The 17465-nt window shown below is 45.4% G+C and carries 11 protein-coding genes and 1 pseudogene; 10 read left to right on the top strand and 2 right to left on the bottom strand.

Annotated elements, in window-relative coordinates:
- Window positions 1-448: 448 nt before the first annotated feature.
- The 7 genes from ABIA61_RS16605 (at window position 449) to ABIA61_RS16575 (ending at window position 13196) form a co-directional block, all read left to right on the top strand.
- Window positions 449-6577, top strand: coding sequence for a DUF7601 domain-containing protein (locus tag ABIA61_RS16605; protein WP_404581024.1), 6129 nt, complete (start codon window positions 449-451; stop codon window positions 6575-6577).
- 19 nt (window positions 6578-6596) lie between these two features.
- Window positions 6597-7376 (top strand): class B sortase, encoded by a 780-nt coding sequence (locus ABIA61_RS16600; RefSeq protein ID WP_044647838.1) that lies wholly within the window; start codon window positions 6597-6599, stop codon window positions 7374-7376.
- A 481-nt stretch (window positions 7377-7857) separates the two neighbouring features.
- Window positions 7858-9237 (top strand): FAD-binding oxidoreductase, encoded by a 1380-nt coding sequence (locus ABIA61_RS16595; RefSeq protein ID WP_044647837.1) that lies wholly within the window; start codon window positions 7858-7860, stop codon window positions 9235-9237.
- A gap of 662 nt (window positions 9238-9899) precedes the next feature.
- A complete protein-coding gene (catA, locus tag ABIA61_RS16590; RefSeq protein WP_404581023.1) occupies window positions 9900-10547 on the top strand; it encodes a type A chloramphenicol O-acetyltransferase in 648 nt (215 codons plus the stop codon).
- 340 nt (window positions 10548-10887) lie between these two features.
- Entirely contained in the window at window positions 10888-12222 is a 1335-nt protein-coding gene (locus tag ABIA61_RS16585; RefSeq protein ID WP_283653970.1) for an SMI1/KNR4 family protein, read from the top strand.
- Window positions 12223-12312: 90 nt separating this feature from the next.
- A complete protein-coding gene (locus ABIA61_RS16580; protein ID WP_404520639.1) occupies window positions 12313-12774 on the top strand; it encodes a phage tail protein in 462 nt (153 codons plus the stop codon).
- Between the two features lie 92 nt (window positions 12775-12866).
- Window positions 12867-13196 (top strand): NADPH-dependent FMN reductase, encoded by a 330-nt coding sequence (locus ABIA61_RS16575; RefSeq protein WP_404520654.1) that lies wholly within the window; start codon window positions 12867-12869, stop codon window positions 13194-13196.
- On the opposite strand, the gene ABIA61_RS16570 is transcribed toward ABIA61_RS16575, so the two are convergent.
- Both ABIA61_RS16570 and ABIA61_RS16565 read right to left on the bottom strand, forming a co-directional pair.
- The gene (locus ABIA61_RS16570; protein WP_404520638.1) at window positions 13137-14321 is read right to left on the bottom strand and encodes an MFS transporter; all 1185 of its coding nucleotides are present in this window, start codon (window positions 14319-14321) and stop codon (window positions 13137-13139) included. The genes ABIA61_RS16575 and ABIA61_RS16570 overlap by 60 nt on opposite strands.
- 22 nt (window positions 14322-14343) lie before the next feature.
- A complete protein-coding gene (locus ABIA61_RS16565; protein WP_283653967.1) occupies window positions 14344-15354 on the bottom strand; it encodes an alpha/beta fold hydrolase in 1011 nt (336 codons plus the stop codon).
- A gap of 134 nt (window positions 15355-15488) precedes the next feature.
- Here ABIA61_RS16565 and ABIA61_RS16560 point away from each other — a divergent pair, with 134 nt between their 5' ends.
- The 3 genes and pseudogenes from ABIA61_RS16560 to ABIA61_RS16550 all read left to right on the top strand — a co-directional run.
- On the top strand, window positions 15489-16385 hold the full coding sequence (locus ABIA61_RS16560; RefSeq protein WP_283653966.1) for a LysR family transcriptional regulator: 897 nt from the start codon (window positions 15489-15491) through the stop codon (window positions 16383-16385).
- Window positions 16386-16755: 370 nt separating this feature from the next.
- On the top strand, window positions 16756-16899 hold the full coding sequence (locus ABIA61_RS16555) for a winged helix-turn-helix transcriptional regulator (RefSeq protein WP_404520635.1): 144 nt from the start codon (window positions 16756-16758) through the stop codon (window positions 16897-16899).
- A 168-nt stretch (window positions 16900-17067) separates the two neighbouring features.
- A pseudogene (locus ABIA61_RS16550) lies at window positions 17068-17396 on the top strand (hypothetical protein); the annotation flags it as partial.
- Window positions 17397-17465 lie beyond the last annotated feature (69 nt).

The following is a 17465-nucleotide window of genomic DNA, read 5'->3' as shown; positions in this document are numbered from 1 at the left end:
TGAAAAAGAGGGAACTTAGCAAGTTACATCTCGGCAGACGGTTTAAGCATACCTAGTTCCAAGAATAATCAACTGAACGGATGGTTGGACCGCATGTGATGGTGGAAATTGAGTTTCACGCTTCATATTGTCGAGCGGTTGTTTAGATTTTGTATAGGTCCCTCGTAATATAATGTTGAAATACATTGTGTAAACTGTGCGTATTCTGCCGTTTGCAGTATGTAAGTAGCAAAGACCATCGAAGGAGAGGGGAAGATAGCTACTAAACATGATCAACAGCCAGCACCCCACGGCACTTACACGTTCATCTGGAACTCCGCAAGAGTTTCGATGATATAAAAAAGGCTGCTGGGATCAAGCCAATAGCATATGTTTATTCGCTTGAGCGGTTAAATCGAGGAAATGAGCTCGATATAGAAAAAAATCTGGCAATAAAGGGGTAATTTGTTTGAAAAGAAAACGTAGTTTGAGCAAAGCTGTGCTATCTCTCTGCCTAGCAGTTTTGCTTTTCTTGCAGACGGTGACGTTCTCTGCTGTCGCGTTTGCGGAGAGAACGTCAGACGGTTTCGGGACGGCGGACGAACCGTCGTCGGTATCTGAGGCAGTGTACGCTGCGCCGACCGAACCGTTGCCAGTACCAGAGGCGGTGTTCGCTATGCCGGCCAATCTCGTAGCGATGGCGGCAGTCCCGACGGACAAAACGGCGGTGTTCATGGAAGCTAATTCAACCTTTCCGCTGGAAGTGACGCAGGGAAATGCTGTTATTGATCCAAACGGTATTATTCAGGGTAGACAGCCATTTACTCTCAAATCGGAAGGTCTGAAGGTGCCAGTGAATGGTGATGACTCTAATCCGACAAATGCGAATCTCGACCTATACATTCAGAAGGGTGACTGGATCGAGCTGAAAAGAGAAGACTACTTCAAGGAAGTGGTGTTGCCGACAACTAATAAAACCCTGAATGCACAGACTGAATCAGGTATGAAACAGCTTGGTACCGCCTATTTCACTCCAAATAGCATCAGGATTGTATTTAACGGTGATGATAACTTTTTCAATGGTGTTGGACGAGGTATTGTCTTCAGCTTTGTAACTACTGCCGATGCAGATGTAACGGGAATGGAGTATGGCGATACAAAGCCTATCAACATCTTTGGCGGTGCTTATCAGCTAGAGAACCCAGATGTTACAGCAGCGTATAGCATTACTTTAAGCTCGCCTGGAATGATCAGGTGGGATCAGTATGGTTATCGCGGAATTCAACCGGCACAATTTGTTGAGGGAGCGATTACTTGGCAGTCAAGCGTATCTGCATTCGATCAGTTTGATAAAACAATCAAATTACCGCTAGACGGGAAGACATTTTATACGAATCCTTCAACTTATAATACCGGCTTTGGAAATGTCCGCGGTATCTATATGGAGGATTCATTCAAAGTAAATGACCAAAATGTAACTCCAGACATTGGGGCAGACGGATCGCTGACTTACACTTTCCCACAGGGAACAGGTGTAGATCCAAAGGTTGAATATAAAACATGGATTCCAAAGGAAGCCTATTATTACGAGCACCGGAATCCGCCAGGCAATCTTGGTCGCAGCTATCGGGATATGAATGGCAAAGTGGAACTGAGACAGGACAATAATATGTTGGTGCAGGCAGGTCAGGAAATTTCTTTCGCACCCGACTGGATTCAAGCCAGCGCCTCGTATGACAATCCTAATGAAACAATCACATGGAAAGTCACTGTTAACCAGTATAACAAAAAAGGTTTAAAGGACTTTACCATCACAAATGTACTACCTCAAGGGCTGGAGTTTACTTCAGCCACATGGCAGACGTGGGTGGATGGCACTGCATCTGAGGTACAATCAATTGTACCGGATGCGAACAGCGTTTATTCCTTTGGGGATATTAACGGTAAAGTGGAACTAGTGATTAAGAGTAAGGTAACAAGCGGTTCCAACTTCAGAATCGACCCACGCGCTAACTGGAATTTGGACACAACAGGCGGTATTCAGAACAATGATGTGACAACTGGTTTAAGACCTGTCGCAGTAACTGACGAGGCAATCGTTACTATCGGTGCGCATACTTTTACAAAAACAGGCTCTGTTTCGATGGAGGATTATAACCTGGGCGGCATCACGTGGACCGTTAATTTAACACCACAGTATGCCCTGCCAAATGCGGCGGTATACGATGTGCTAGTGCATGGCGGCGATTTGAACGTCTTGGACAACGCAGTGGATGCAACAGGCGAGGTGAGTGCGGAAACGATTGCGAAAATCAAGGCGAATGTTAATACTGCTCAGCTTTGGAAGCAATATCGCGAAGGTACTCTCAAGAGCGCAAACGGCTTAACCTTGAAGGTTATCCCTTTGACAGTGAACGGTGAAGTCGTGGCGGATTTGATCAAGGTGACCGGATACACCGACAAAGCTGCATCCTTCAGCTTCCGTTCACTTGAGACCAAGCCGGATATCCTCTTCAGACAGGATATTAACGCAGGGAAAACAAGCTGGAATCGGGCCTTGCTCTTTGACGGCGAAACCGTAAAAACTGCTGCGGAAAACGCTGTTAATCTTCATCTGCGTATGCTGAACAAGGATATGCTCTTTGCGTCGAAGCCATTGAAAGCAGATGGTACACTTGAAAATGTTAATCCAAATAACGTAAATAACTACATTAGAAACGACAGCAATGAAGCGTGGACGATTTCTGGCTATGACAGGACAACCAAGACTGTTACATTCCGCTTAGGGGTGAATATGCCAGGATACAACACAGAAGAAATGGCTAAGGACGGTGGTAGCCGAGTAATCAGCAACATCAAGCTAGTGGATACACTGCCTGAAGGCTGGGAATTCGTGCCGTTTTCTGAGAGCAAAGATGTTGAGCTTTGGAAAGGCTACTCGGACAATGGTGGAGGCACCGAGTATGGTGTCAGAAACGACGCCAGAACAATTATTGAACCAGGCACTAATGCTCATGTGGTAAACTTCTCCCATAATGAAAACGTAGGAACTTTCACCTTCTCTAAATTGGAAAGTCCTTATGTCATTTTGGTAAAGGCAAGACCATCCAATGTGGCATTAGGCAAATATTTAGAGGAATACACTACAAACGGCACAACCAAGCAGGTGTTGTATAATAAAGCTGACCTTCATATGACATGGGGCGGAGAGGAAAAGGTTCTCACTGAACAACGTAAGATTATCGTACCTATTCAGACCTTGGGCAAGTCGGTAACTAAGCCAGTTCCAGGGGTGCTGGAATGGACAGTGAACTATACCCCGCCATTTAACATGAAGCAGGGCGTTTATCTGCAGGATACCCTAGGTGCAGGCATGAATCTGCGCTATGAAGAAAACGGAAAGCTTGTGCTGACAGCGCCTAGTATGGCAGTCTATCGTGCTAAACTGACTGCCAGCGGTGCTCTGGAACGAGAGGGCGCAGCACTGGATCTAAGCGACCCGAATGCTGAAGTTCAGGTAGAAGCTGCACCAGGCGCGGGAGGCACCACAGTTTTAAAATTCAAAATGAACGACCCTAATAAGTTTTACCAGTTTGTGTACCAAACAGAGGTTGATTCATCTAAAGCGAAAGCCGGAGACAAAATGGGCAACGAGGTAAAGCTGGAGGGTGATGACAATCTGAAATCTGTCAGTGCCAGAAGCGAAAGCACGCTGGACAGTTCGGACGTAGCCGGCAGTTCAAGCTCCAATGCCCTGCTGCCCCTGAAAAAGGTGGATCCTAATGGCAATCCGCTAAAAGGCGTAGAGTTTACGCTCTATAAGAAGGACGATGGAACTCAAATCGCCAAAGGAACAACCGATAGCGGAGGGAAACTTAATCTGCTATTCCCAGATCCAGGGTATTATGAGCTGAAGGAAACTTATATTGACACAACGACATGGTTGCCGACTACAAGAATTTATCAGGTGTACGTAGGGAATACGCCCGGGAAGCCCATCTGGGTAGATGGCGTAAAAGTAACCTCTGATAATCCGCTGGTCGTACCTACGCCGGCGCAAGGAAAGCTGACTATCAGCAATAAGGTTGGAGGAAACGGCAGCGATTCTTCCAAGGAATTTGAATACACCGTGACCTTTACCGGCGAAGGCAAGGACGGAAAGTACACCTATAAGAAGCCGGATAATACGTTTGGCACGATCAAGAGCGGAGATAAGATTATCCTCAAGCACGGGGAATCTGTGACGCTCCCGATATTGCCTGCGGATCTGGTCTATACCGTAACAGAGGCCGATTATACGACCGTTGACGGTTATATCACCACGCCGGAGACGAGAGAGCTGTCCGGCACAATCGTGAATAAAGGCGACCACAAGGCGGATTTCATCAATGAACGGACCGTCAACAAACTGACCGTCAGCAATACGGTCATGGGCAACGGCGGCGACAAGACGAAGGTGTTCGAGTACACCGTCGTCTTTGAGGATGCAGGCAAGGATGGAAGCTACTCTTACTTGAAGTCGGGCGGAGGCACAGGTACGATCAAGTCCCGCGATACCTTCAAGCTCAAGGATGGAGAGACACTGGATATTTCGGGTCTGCCTAAGGGTCTGAAATACACAATTACCCAGAAGGAATACACAGCCGACGAATACGTGACCATTCCTGAGGAACGGTATTATACCGGAGTCATGGAGGGCAAAGATGAAGATGCCCCGTTTACGAACGTGCGAGTCTTGGAGGGCGACTTGCTAATCAGCAACACGATTAAAGGCAAAGACGACGACAAAAAGAAGCCGTTCAAGTACACAGTCACCTTCACAGGCGAGAGAGCGAACGAATCCTACTCTTATGTGAAGTCGGATGGCAGTAAGGGCACGATCAAGAGCGGAGAGACCTTCGAGCTTACAGATGGCCAGACGCTCATTGTGCAAGGACTTCCGACATATCTCCAGTATAAGGTGACCCAGGATGATTATACGAAAGACGGCTATGTGACAGATCCTGAAAGTCTCGTTCGCACAGGCACCATTCCACAGAAAAAAGCGGCCGAAGCACACTTTGTCAATACCCGCCCGTATCTGGAAGGCGTGCTGCGTGATAACAACACAGGAGAAGTCATTCCGAATGCCCCCATCACGGTGACCGATCTGAACACAGGCAAGGAGCTTCAGACGAAGACAAATGAGAAGGGTGAATATTCGGTCCCAGCCGCAGCGGATACCGACTATACGATCACATATACGAAGTGGTATCAGGTAGGTGGGAAGGGTGTGCCTGTCGAGTTCACGCAAAAAGCAAATGTGGACGGCAGCGTGACGGACGAGACCGTTCCGGCGGACATTACGGCGGTAGGGATCGTTCTGTTCAAGCAGCTGAATGGAGCAAAAGAGCTATTCAACGATTCGTTTACCAACCAGATGCATATCTATTTGAAGGACAAGGACGGCAATTATATTAAGGAGAACGGTCGTCCTAAGGCGTTTCCGATGGCTTCGAACGGAACTTTCTCTGTGGAAGGGCTAAGCGAGCAGAAGTACACAATGGAAGTTCGCTATAAAGCTGAGACCGGCGAGGAACTGCTCCTCAAAGTGACGCAACTGGACGTGAAAGCTAACGGAGAGCTGAATATTTCCGAGGAATTGGTCGACCCTTATGGTACGGTTTATGATGAAACGACAGGAGATGCCATCACTGGCAAGAAAATTGACGGAGCCAAAGTTACACTGTATTATGCGGATACGAAGCGGAATAGAGATAACGGCCGCATTCCGGGTACGAAAGTAACGCTTCCTCCGGTTCCGAATTTTCCACCGCACAACAACGAGAGCCCGGAGCAGGATAGCGATGCAAATGGCTCCTATGCGTACATGGTGTTTCCTGAAGCGGATTACTATCTGATCGTAACGAAGGACGGATACGAGACGCACCGGAGTGATACGATTTCTGTCGATTTTGACATTATAAAATACGACGTGCCAATGAAGCCGATCAGTTCCGGTGGCGGCTCCGGCAATGGTAACAGCGGAACCGGCAACGGCAACAGTGGAACCGGCAACGGCAACAGTGGAACCGACAACGGTAACAACGGAACCGACAACGGTAACAACGGAACCGACAACGGCAACAGTGGAACCGACAACGGCAACAACGGAACCGACAACGGTAACAACGGAACCGACAACGGCAACAGTGGAACCGACAACGGCAACAACGGAACCGACAACGGTAACAACGGAACCGACAACGGTAACAACGGAACCGACAACGGTAACAACGGAACCGACAACGGTAACAACGGAACCGACAATGGTAACAACGGAACCGACAACGGCAACAGTGGAACCGACAACGGCAACAACGGAACCGACAACGGTAACAGCGGAACCGATAACGGTAACAGCGGAACCGATAACGGTAACAACGAAACCGACAACGTCGGCAACGGAACCGACAACGTCGGCAACGAGCTGGACGATGCTCCGAAAACCGGAGACAACAGCGTATCGCCAATCTTCTATATGGTTTTGGCGCTGATGTCCTTGATGACGATTGGGTTCTGTCTACTCGGTAACAAGAAGAAAAAGCACATCCAGTGACCGGGAAGGCGGTAAGAAAATGAGCAAAACTAAAAAGTTTCTTATCGCCGTTTCCTCCCTTCTGTTGGTATTTTCCCTCGTTAATATTGCGAGAACCTTTCTGGGGGATTATGCCGAGCAGCAGAAAATCGAAGAGCTGACAAAAGTTTGGGAGGAAGGGTCGGACAAAGGCGGAGGGGATGCATTCCCCTCCCTTTTGTTCAATAAGGCGAATGAGCCGGTTATGCTTCCCGAATTTCGAGAGCTTTACGAGAGGAACTCGGACATCGTCGGCTGGCTGAAGATTGACGGCACCCGAATTGAGTACCCAGTCATGCAGAATCCACAGGATGCGGAGTACTATCTCAATCATGATTTCGATAAAAAGGAAAACAAAGGGGGCCTCCCCTTTTTGGACGCGCATAGCCGGACCAACGGTTCGGACATTTTGCTGATTCACGGACACCACATGAAAAGCGGCTGGATGTTTAAAGATTTAATGAAGTACAAGAACGAAAGCTTTTATAAAGAGCATGCTACGTTCCAGTTCAGCACGCTTTACGAAAAGGAAGAGTATGAAATTGTTGCCGTTATTCTGTCAAAAGTTTATCGCAAATCGGACGACGTTTTTAAATACTACCAGATTGAGAAGGTAAGTACGCCCGCCGAGTTTGACTCATATATTCAGAACATCAAAAAACTCGCTCTTTACGATACGGGCGTGACAGCCCGATATGGCGACAAGCTTATTGTACTGTCTACGTGTGAATACTCAACCGAGGACGGCCGGTTAGCGGTGATCGCCCGAAAGCGTAAATGACGATATTGAAACACGGTGTCAAGCTGCTTCATATGCGTTATAGAAGAGAGGCAGGGCATTAGTGCCTCTCTTCTATTTTTTTGTGACCAATCTCTCCATCTGACGCCACCGTTTCGTTCCTTAAGCAAATGCACCTCCAGCATATCCTCTTCATACAGACAAGGAAATGGATCATCCCTTATTAGTCATGTTAGCCACCTGTAGAATCTAGGAAATTAGTGAAGAATACTACAGTATACTACATTTAAATGCTCTGTAAGATGTGCAGCTCTTAAATAGTTTTACTTAAAGGAGGTTTATTACAGGATTGATTGAGCAAAAGGTGGGCTACCTGATGAATGAAGAACTTATACACCTACCACGTCTTTGTTCTACTTTTACGATATAAACTGGGCGTTTGCCGTTACTAGGACAGGTGTCCCTACATAGAAATAAGTTGATGAGAAAGGCTTATGTCATGAGCAGGGATGGTGTAAAGTAGATGGCACAAAAGTTGCAAAAGAAAAGTACACGATTAACCGGAAGGATCGTAATTCCGGGTAATCCGTCATACAATACGGCCAGAATGGAGTTCAATAGGCGCTTTTCCAAATTTCCAAGGGTCATTGTTTTTTGCCAACGGACTCAGGATGTGATCAACGCAGTCAAATGGGCTCGTGAGCGGGGCATACGTCTGCGAGTGCGCAGCGGGCGGCATAGCTATGAAGGCTTCTCGGCTGTAAATGGCGGCATTATTATTGATGTGAGCGAGATGAATAAGGTTAAGGTTGATCGAAAAAATAGAGTGGCCATTGTACAAACGGGAAATCCACTTGCCCGTGTGTACAAAAAGCTGTGGGATAAGCGTGTGGCCATTCCGGCGGGGACTGCGCCCGACGTAGGCGTAGCTGGGCTTACCTTGGGAGGAGGCATTGGACTTCTTTCCCGCAAATATGGACTTACGTGCGATAACTTGAAACAAGTGAAGATGGTCGTAGCTTCGGGAAGGTATGGGGCAAGGACGATTGTGGCAAACCGGAAGAAACATTCCGATCTGTTGTGGGCATCACGAGGCGGAGGGGGAGGGAACTTTGGTGTTGCTACAGAATATACATTTCGGGTTAGGCCGATTTCATCGGTATCTATTTACAGTATTACATGGAAATGGAGTGACCTTGAGAAGGTGTTACCAACTTGGCAGCGCTGGGCCCCGTCTGTCACGAACCGCTTAACCTCAACAATTGAGGTGGCTGCCAAGCAGGTGGGAACCATTGTATCTACCGGGCAATTGCTTGGCGGTGCAGAGGAGCTGCGTCGATTGATTAGACCGCTCTTGCGAGCAGGCACTCCGGTGAAGGTGATGGTGAAGACAGTACCTTTTATTGAAGCAACCAAATTTTTTGCCGAATCGGACCTGAATTTGGAACCGAAGTTTAAAATAACCGGGGCCTACGGGTTCCAAGCTTTGCCGCCTGTAGGAGTACGAATTATACGTGACTTTTTATCCAAAGCACCCAACAGACATTCTAGCGTGTGGAGTCAAAGCTTAGGTGGTGCAGGAAGCGCGGTGAGTCGAGTATCGCCTACTGCAACGGCCTATCCTCATCGGAAGGCTGAGACAATCTACGAACTGTCAGCCCGCTGGAGAAACAATGGGGAGCAGGAGCGGAATATTCAGTGGGTGGAAAGGTTTCGCAGAGCGTTACGTCCCTTTGTTAAAGGGGATTATGTGAATTTTCCCGATCTGCAGATTAAGAACTGGCCCAAGGCGTATTATGGCGTGAACTTTGGCAGATTGAAGCAGGTGAAACGAAAGTACGATCCTCATAATGTGTTTCGTTTTGCTCAGAGTATTCCAGTGGATAAACAGGTCGGAAAATGACAATATGCACACCAGATCGAAATTGCTAAAAGAGCTGACAGATGCAGCTCCTTTAGCAATTTCGCTGATAGAGACGTAAGCTGAACCGTATCATAAGTAGGGCGAAAAATAATAAGAGCTACGAATTTCAATACCAATGCGCTTCAGCGTATGGACTTTCAGAAGAACTTTAGTCTTAGGTAACGACTTTAGTCGTTGACATTCATGTCAAAATCAACCTGCTTTGAGCAGGTGGTCGTTTAAGTGGGATGATGTAGCTTTTGGTATTGATGAGCATCGTCAATGCCAATCATATTCTTAGGTTGATTGGTTCAAAAGTTACATGGGGGAATACGAGCAAGCACGGTTATTGAAGGAATTTGTAGACACTGAGCTTGTGCCTGGTAACTTATCAATCGCCAAACCCTGAAAACTATACAGACAATGCTAGCGACTACATTTAATTCATGGAAAGGCTGATATAAAAATGGACTTGTTGTAAGTTATGCAATAAAGGCTAGGCGCTACTCCAGTGAGAGAGCTGCCTGTGAAAGATGGCTCAGAGGGTGTTAGATATACTTGATGATATAATGGCATAAAATATTAAAAAGGATGACTGATATGAAAAAAGCAGTGAAAGTAGCCTCCTAATATTAAATAAATTATATTAGGGGGCGTTGAAGTTGGAATTCAGTATTATTAATCGTGACAATTGGTATCGAAAAGAATACTTTGAACATTATTTACAACAACAGACAACATTCAGTATGACGAATGAAATTAATATTACTGTTCTAATGAAGAACTTAAAGAAAAAGGGATATAAGCTATATCCTGCGTTTATTTTTATGGTTACAAGAATAGTTAATTCTCACAGAGAATTTAGAACGTGTTTTAACTCAGAGGGTAATTTAGGTTATTGGGCAGAGATTTGTCCTTGTTATACTATTTTTGACAATAGGACGCATACATTTTCAGCCATTTGGTCGCCAAATATGAATAATTTTTCAGAGTTTCATTTTCAGTATGAAAAGGATGTCCGAAAATACAATGGTACAGGTAGTTTATTTCCAAAAGAACCTATACCAGATAATAATATTCCGATATCTATGATTCCTTGGAGTTCTTTTAAAGCGTTTAACTTAAATATTAATAATGGTGGAAACTTTCTCTTACCAATAATAACTGGCGGAAAATACTCCCAAGTGAATAATGAATTATTCCTGCCTGTCTCTTTACAAATTCATCATTCTGTTTGCGATGGCTACCATGCATCTGTTTTTATGAATGATTTACAAAGATTCGCTAATGAAAGCGAAGACTGGGTTTAACTGGTCGTTTGTTGATAAGCTTGGCGTTCGATGGTGCTTGATGGTTTAAACGTATGTGATTACAAAGTAGGGCCATCCGACAAAGGATGGTCCTAAAACTTGCTGTTACAGACAGCGCGGAGAACCTTATCAGAAGCGAATCGGCTCGCTTGAAATTCTCCACTTGGGGTGTCCACTCTATTGACAGTAGTCCAAGCTGTTTGCTGCACCAGTTGTATACTGGTAAAGACCTACTTAAGATACATATAATTCTAAAGAGGTAAGGCCCTTAGAAAAAATAATAAAATTGCTGGATAAGCAAACAAAGGAAACCTGGCTATAGTCAACAGGAGGGTTCAATATGTGGTTTGGGAAGAAAGAAACGCAACTGGATCGAATAAAAAATAAACTGAATCAAGCCATGCGCAAAGACACGGCTTTCTCGGTGTTCGGAGCATCCTCACATCAATACAAGGTTAATGAGAAGCTTACAGCAAAAGAGCTGGCGGACTGGCAGGCCCATAATCAGGTCACTCTTCCTGAGCCTTACGCGCAGTTTTTAACGAAAGTCGGCAACGGAGGCGCCGGACCCTATTATGGAATTTATCCGATTGAAAAGGCAGCTTCCTATACCGAGCGCCAGGCACTCCTTGCAAAATCCGTTCTGCATCCCGGGATGACCAAAGAGGAATGGAACCATCTAATTGAGCCCCTGACCAAGGATGAGGACATCCCCGATGAGGAATACGACGACACCTGTAATAAGGTGCTGGGCGGCATGTTGTGCATAGGTACCCAAGGCTGCGAATACGAAATGTATCTCGTACTTGAAGGGAAACATAGGGGGAGAATTGTGTACACCTCCGATTTTCATCCCGATCATCCCTTTTTCTTTGTCTATGAAGACAGCTTTCTGGACTGGTACGAGCGCTGGCTGGATGAAATTATTCTGGATTATGATATCGGGTGGTTTGGCAGTCGAATACCGGGTGATGAGAATGTGCTGATCCAGATTTATCAGAGCGCTCCAAACGAAGAAATCCAAGCAAAAGCGCTTGATGGAATGTCCAAGTTTAAGAAAATATCTCAGCCAACCCTTGGTTTTTTGAAAAATATTGCGGAGCAAAGCCCAAAAAATCGGACCGCAGCCATTTGGCTAATCTGCAAAACTTCTTTTGACGCGGGTAGAAAATATCTTCTGGAGCTGTTGCAATCGGATGGGCATGAGGATTTTCTGCAAGCTTTACAGATTCTACATGCTTCCAGTAAAACTGCGGATTTAACGGAATGTATTTCAGTGATCTTGCAAAGGCTTGACAGGATTCACGACCCGGAAACGTTGCGTTATGCAGGGTATATCTTGGAAGATTACGGTGGGATTACTCTCCAGAACTTTGCGCCTTTCTTGTGTCACGCCGACCCGAAAATGCAAACCACGGCCATCTATGCCGCGCGCAGTTGCGAAAACAAGCTGGGAGGCTGGCAGATCATTGAACAGATGTTGATGGGGGGCGGCCCGCAGGTTATGAATAACTTAATTTTGTACTGGGGCATTATTCCACATGAGAAGTTGCTGCCTTACTATAAGGCGGTATGGCCGAAATATCAAAGAGATCCGAAATTCAGAGAAAAATTTATGGGTTGTTTGCGAGAACTACATTTGCCAGATGATTATTTCGACAAAGACGAATCGTGAGGAAGGTCTAGATGATCCCGTTAGTAGATTTGAGCCTATTGAGTAGCGGCAAGTTTTTTTGGAAATAATGAGATAAAAGGAGAGATGGAAATGTCCTATATCGTTGATTTTACTAATGTGTCTACGGTTGGTTTAGAGTCTTCACCTGTAGTAGAAGCGCTTGCTGGCTTGCGTGCTAATGAAGCCCGTTACTTTATGAACAAATACAAGCATGAATTTACGGTTGTGTCAGCTAGTGAAAGTCAGGAGACCCTTGATTATGTGAACCGAGTTCTGAAAGAGCGTGATATTGAGTTTGTGGCCAAACCTTTAGAAACGTCACGTTTTCAAGTTGAAAATATTAAATTTGCTTACGTCTTTTATGAGGATGGTCTTGAGGTCAACGTCATGTATACGGTTGGTGACCCTAAGAAGCGGGCCGTTGGTTTTAAGCTTTCTGAGGGGATGGAGGTACCAAAGGAGCTAGAAGGGAAGTTTAAGTTCGCTAGGCAGAAGTCAAAACTAGCTGGAACAATCCGAGGTTCGTTTTTTGTAATTAAAAGAGAATATTAAAGTAAGCAAAAGTGCAATTTGGAGGAATCGATCCACTTATTCTATTTGCAAAAAAAGATGCGATATCAAAGAATGGACCATCCCGCAAAAGGATGGTCCTAAATCTTGCCGTTACAGACAGTACGGAGAACCGTATCACAAGTAGATTGAAATTTTTTCCAAGGAAAGGGTTGAGCGTTCTTCCGTCTTTCAACCCTGATCTCGATTTCGATGAAGGACCTGCTTCGGTAAGAGAAATACGGACACAGCTGAGGGAGGCAAATGATGTACTTTTATGTACATCTGAATATGGGAATGGCGTGCCCGGTGTGTTAAAAAATGCCTTGGATTTGAATGCTGGGATTGTAGAAAGAGGGAGCTATTTAATGTTTTTCTTTAGTAACAGTAGACGTTCCAATCCCACTGCTCATTTTTTTGAATAGCAAGATGGCAAGAAGTAATGCAACGCTTACAGCAGCCAAACCTACCCAATTTAAATTCAGAACAGAGGTACGACTGATGACAAGGCCGCCTAATCCAGATCCTAGCGCAAAACCAAATTGGATGAAGGAAGTATTTACGCTCAGGGCAATGTCTGGATTTCGAGGTACCAGAGTGACCAAAAATAGCTGCTGAGCAGGGGAAATGCTCCAGGTTGCTAACATAAAGATCATTAAAACCAAGATTAATACAATGATATTGACACCAGCTAGAGTGAATAAAAGGAGCATTGCTCCCTGTAACAGGAGTCCAATACAAATTGTGAATCTCGATCCCTTTGTATCTGCCAATTGTCCACCCACTTTGGATCCGATGAAGCTGCAAATTCCCGCTAGGAATAAAACACCGCTAATTTCGGTTATGGAAAGAGAGGATGCGGCTTGCAAGAAAGGTGTAATATAAGTAAAGAGCGTAGAGTAACCACCAATATAAAATAAAGTAATAGCCAAGGCAGTTACAATTTTTGAATCTTTTAAAATAGAGAACTGCATCCTGAGGGTAACAGCTTCTTCTTCTCTGATTGCAGGAACCTTTTTATAGATGATAAACAATGGAAGAACGCTTATTATACCGATCAAAATAAACAAAACTCTCCATCCAAACATCTCGCTAAAAAATGTACCAGCTGGAACACCCAGAACTAACGAACTACTGAGCCCCATCAAAATAATACCGATGGCATTGCCCCTTCTTTCTTTTTCGACGAGTCGTGTCGCTACTGCCATGGCTACTACGGTAGCGATTCCTCCGCTAGCCCCTTGAATAATTCGTACCCATAGTAATGTTTCGTAAGAAAGGTTTACAAGCATAAGTCCGTTGCTGGCAATAAACACACTGAGGGCAGCCATCAGTAGCTTCTTGCGATCCATATTAATTGTTAATGCAATCAGAATCGGAGCAACAATGGCCGCTGCGAGAGCAAATACAGTCACCAGTAAACCAGCTTCGGAAGTAGATACTCTCAAGTCCATGGCGATCATTTCAATGACTCCTGTAATAATATATTCAATGGTTCCAATTAGAAAAACAGCAAGTGCTAGGACATATATAATCAATTTATTTTTCAATTTAATCCGCTCCTCCTCAGTTTCATTCAAGCAAGAAACTTTTTAGACTTTTATCTATAAATACGGAATCTGGTTCATGCTGTCCAATGCCTGCGCAATGCCCCCACTTGGATTCAATCGGGAGGAAGAATGCATTTGGTATATGGCGTGCTTCAACTTTGTTATCCTGGGGAGGGAAGAAAAGGTCTGTACTTCCCGGCATAACCAGGGCCCGTGCTGTTATCCTGCTTAATGCAAGGTCAAAATCGCCGTTATACGTCGGATTAGCGCTAATGTCACCTGTAATTCCGGTACGTAACATGGTGATCAGGTCATTCGCATCAAAGGTCAAAAATACGTGATCCCAGTAATCGACGAGATATTCCTCCAGTGTGTGGTAGCCCTCTTGCTGATAGAGCTGCTCTAGATAATAAGCCTGAGAGAACCCCCAAGCTGCGTAGACTCGACCCATGGCTGCCAATCCCGTTTTGGGTTTCTGCGTGTAAAAGCCATTGTTCCAAGCAGAATCAGCCTGAAGAGCAGCGATCATTCCTTCAAATACAACCTTTGCATGTGGCCGAGTCATGGCAGTCCCGCCGAATGGAGCGATTCGTTTTACCATATCAGGATAACTTGCCCCCCACTGAAAGGTCTGCACAGCGCCTAGTGACCAACCTACAACGAGGGCGATTTCTGCAATACCAAACTTTTGATTCACCAGTTGATGCTGCAGTCGCACATTATCATAAATCGAAATCAGCGGGAAATTTGCTTGATGATAAGGTGGTGGCGTATTGCTTGGCGAGGAGGAGAGTCCATTGCCCAACATATTGGGGACGATGATAAAATATTTTTCTGGATCCAGTGCCTTGCCAGGTCCGATTAACCATTCGTTATCAGTATGCAAGCCGGCAAACCAGGTGGGATAGACAATCACATTATTTTTGGCTGCATTTAGCATGCCGTATGTTTTGTAGGCGAGAATGGCATTTGGCAGAGTGTCACCGGATTGCAGCAGAACATCTCCTAATTCATAAATTTCATAATCCCTCATATAAAAAACTCCTTTTCATAGCTAAAAGTATGAACTACCTTCCTTGTCATCACTCTACGATGCTGCTATTGTTAAGTCAAAGAAACGTTTATAAAGAGAACGTTCATTTTTTTTGAATTAAGGAGCGGAACTCCATGGAATTGCGCCAATTAAAAACCTTTTATACGCTTGCTTCCACACTCAACTTTACCCGAGCTGCCGAAGTGCAGAACTATGTCCCTTCCACGGTTACGATGCAAATGAAGGCCTTAGAGGAAGAATTGGGTGTCAAGCTGGTGGACAGATTGGGTAAAAATGTGACTTTGACCGATGCAGGGAGAACGTTCCTGCGCTATGCAGATAACATATTGAGTGTGGTTGAAGAAGCACAGCATGCCGTCAAGCAATCCGGCGAATTGACGGGTACGGTAATCATAAGTGCCGATGAAACGTTGTGTACGTACCGGCTGCCGGCTGTATTGCGCCAGTTTCGGTTGAGCTATCCAGGGGTTCGGTTAATGTTCCGACCGCTGCCTAATTCGAACCTCAAACAGAGCTTGCGTGAAGGGGACGCTGACATTATTTTTACGCTGGATGAGGACAAGGGCGAGACCGGATTTTGCGGTGAAAAAATGCTGGATGAGCCCTTTTATCTATTGGTATCACCGGATCATCCTTTGGCAGCACATCCTGCATTGGCCATTGAAGATTTTCATGGCGAGACCTTTTTGTTGACGGAGAAGGGATGCTCCTATCGCACTTTTTTTGATCGAAGTCTGTCACAGAAGGGCATGGGGGGAATTACCGAATTGGAGTTTTACAGTGCTGAGGCTATTAAACAATGTGCGAAAATAGGAATGGGCATTGCCATACTGCCTGAAATGGCCGTGATCGGAGAAGTGAATCGGGGAGAACTGGTTCCGTTGCCTTGGGATCTGACCGCCACATCGTTTGCAACCCAAATGATGTGGCATGAAGAGAAGTGGATTTCGCCTGCAATCGAAGCCTTTTTGAGCTTGACCAGAGAAACATTTTTGAAAAATAACACCTAAAGAGATTCGGATTCGCGCACAGGTGTGCAATTAACTCATGATCCTACGCATGATGAATGCCAGTCTTGATTATTCGCTAGATTTAGAATATAAGAATAGAGTTGAATTCGGCAGGTACTGGTCATACTTTATCTGCTATTTTGTATGCGGCTAGGATGTCGACAGAGTGTTTCGTCGCACTGGATTTTTCGCCGATAGACCTGTTAAGCTGAACCGTACCACAAGTGATGGTAAAGAAAATTCGTTACCCACAATAAAAAGCACTTAAATATGTTCTACCTAGTTCGGTGCAAAGACTCATGGAGGTTTTGCATTTTATGTCTAAAAAGCATGAAGATAGGGAGAATATTGCATTGCACGTCTGGATAAGGTGCTGTCAGAAGCGTTGAAAGAATTGGTTACTGACAGTCTCGTTGAACGGACGGTATATCCAGAAATACCGGCTAAAGTCTGTTATAAGATCACGGAATATGGAATGACACTGAGTTCGATATTTGAAGTGTTGCATGAATAGGAAAAAGAACGCAGCAATAACCTATCGAACTACCGGCAACAACTAGTTTTGCTTCCAACGTTTTAAGCAGGCTAAAGCTCCGATGGAGAAGAGCCTATCAAGCGATTTTTGGCGTGCGCATGCCCTTGGCGTAAACTGAATTATAATCAGTGAGCGAGGTGAACTTCCATGGCACAATCGAATGAAATGCGCGCACGGGCTAAGAAGTTTCAGGATCGTCCGGTCTACGTCACCCTGCACAGCGGAGAGACTTACGTCGGCTACATCACCGACGTTAATTACGGCGAGTTGGTACTTGCCAGTTCTGGAGCTCCCCCACGCGCTTCTTCCGGGAAGCAAGACTCCCGATCTCTCAAACGCAGAGCTGGTGTGTATACCCCGGGCGTCCGTCTCGGCAACCGAAGAAGCGGCGCGAGTAAACCGTCTGGCCGTTCGCGCTTCCACAAGCCGGACGCAAGGTGTCTGCATTTCTGCCGATGGTGGGAGCGCTGTTCGGCATGATCCAGAAAAAGGTGATTATAGTCTAATCCACATATAGATTCCATTAATATGCATTTTTTGTGTGG

The organism is Paenibacillus sp. RC21 (assembly GCF_044907935.1).
GTDB classification, from domain to species: Bacteria; Bacillota; Bacilli; order Paenibacillales; family Paenibacillaceae; genus Paenibacillus; species Paenibacillus terrae_A.
Note: the sequence above shows the minus strand (reverse complement) of the source record. Positions and strands in the feature narration are given on the sequence as shown.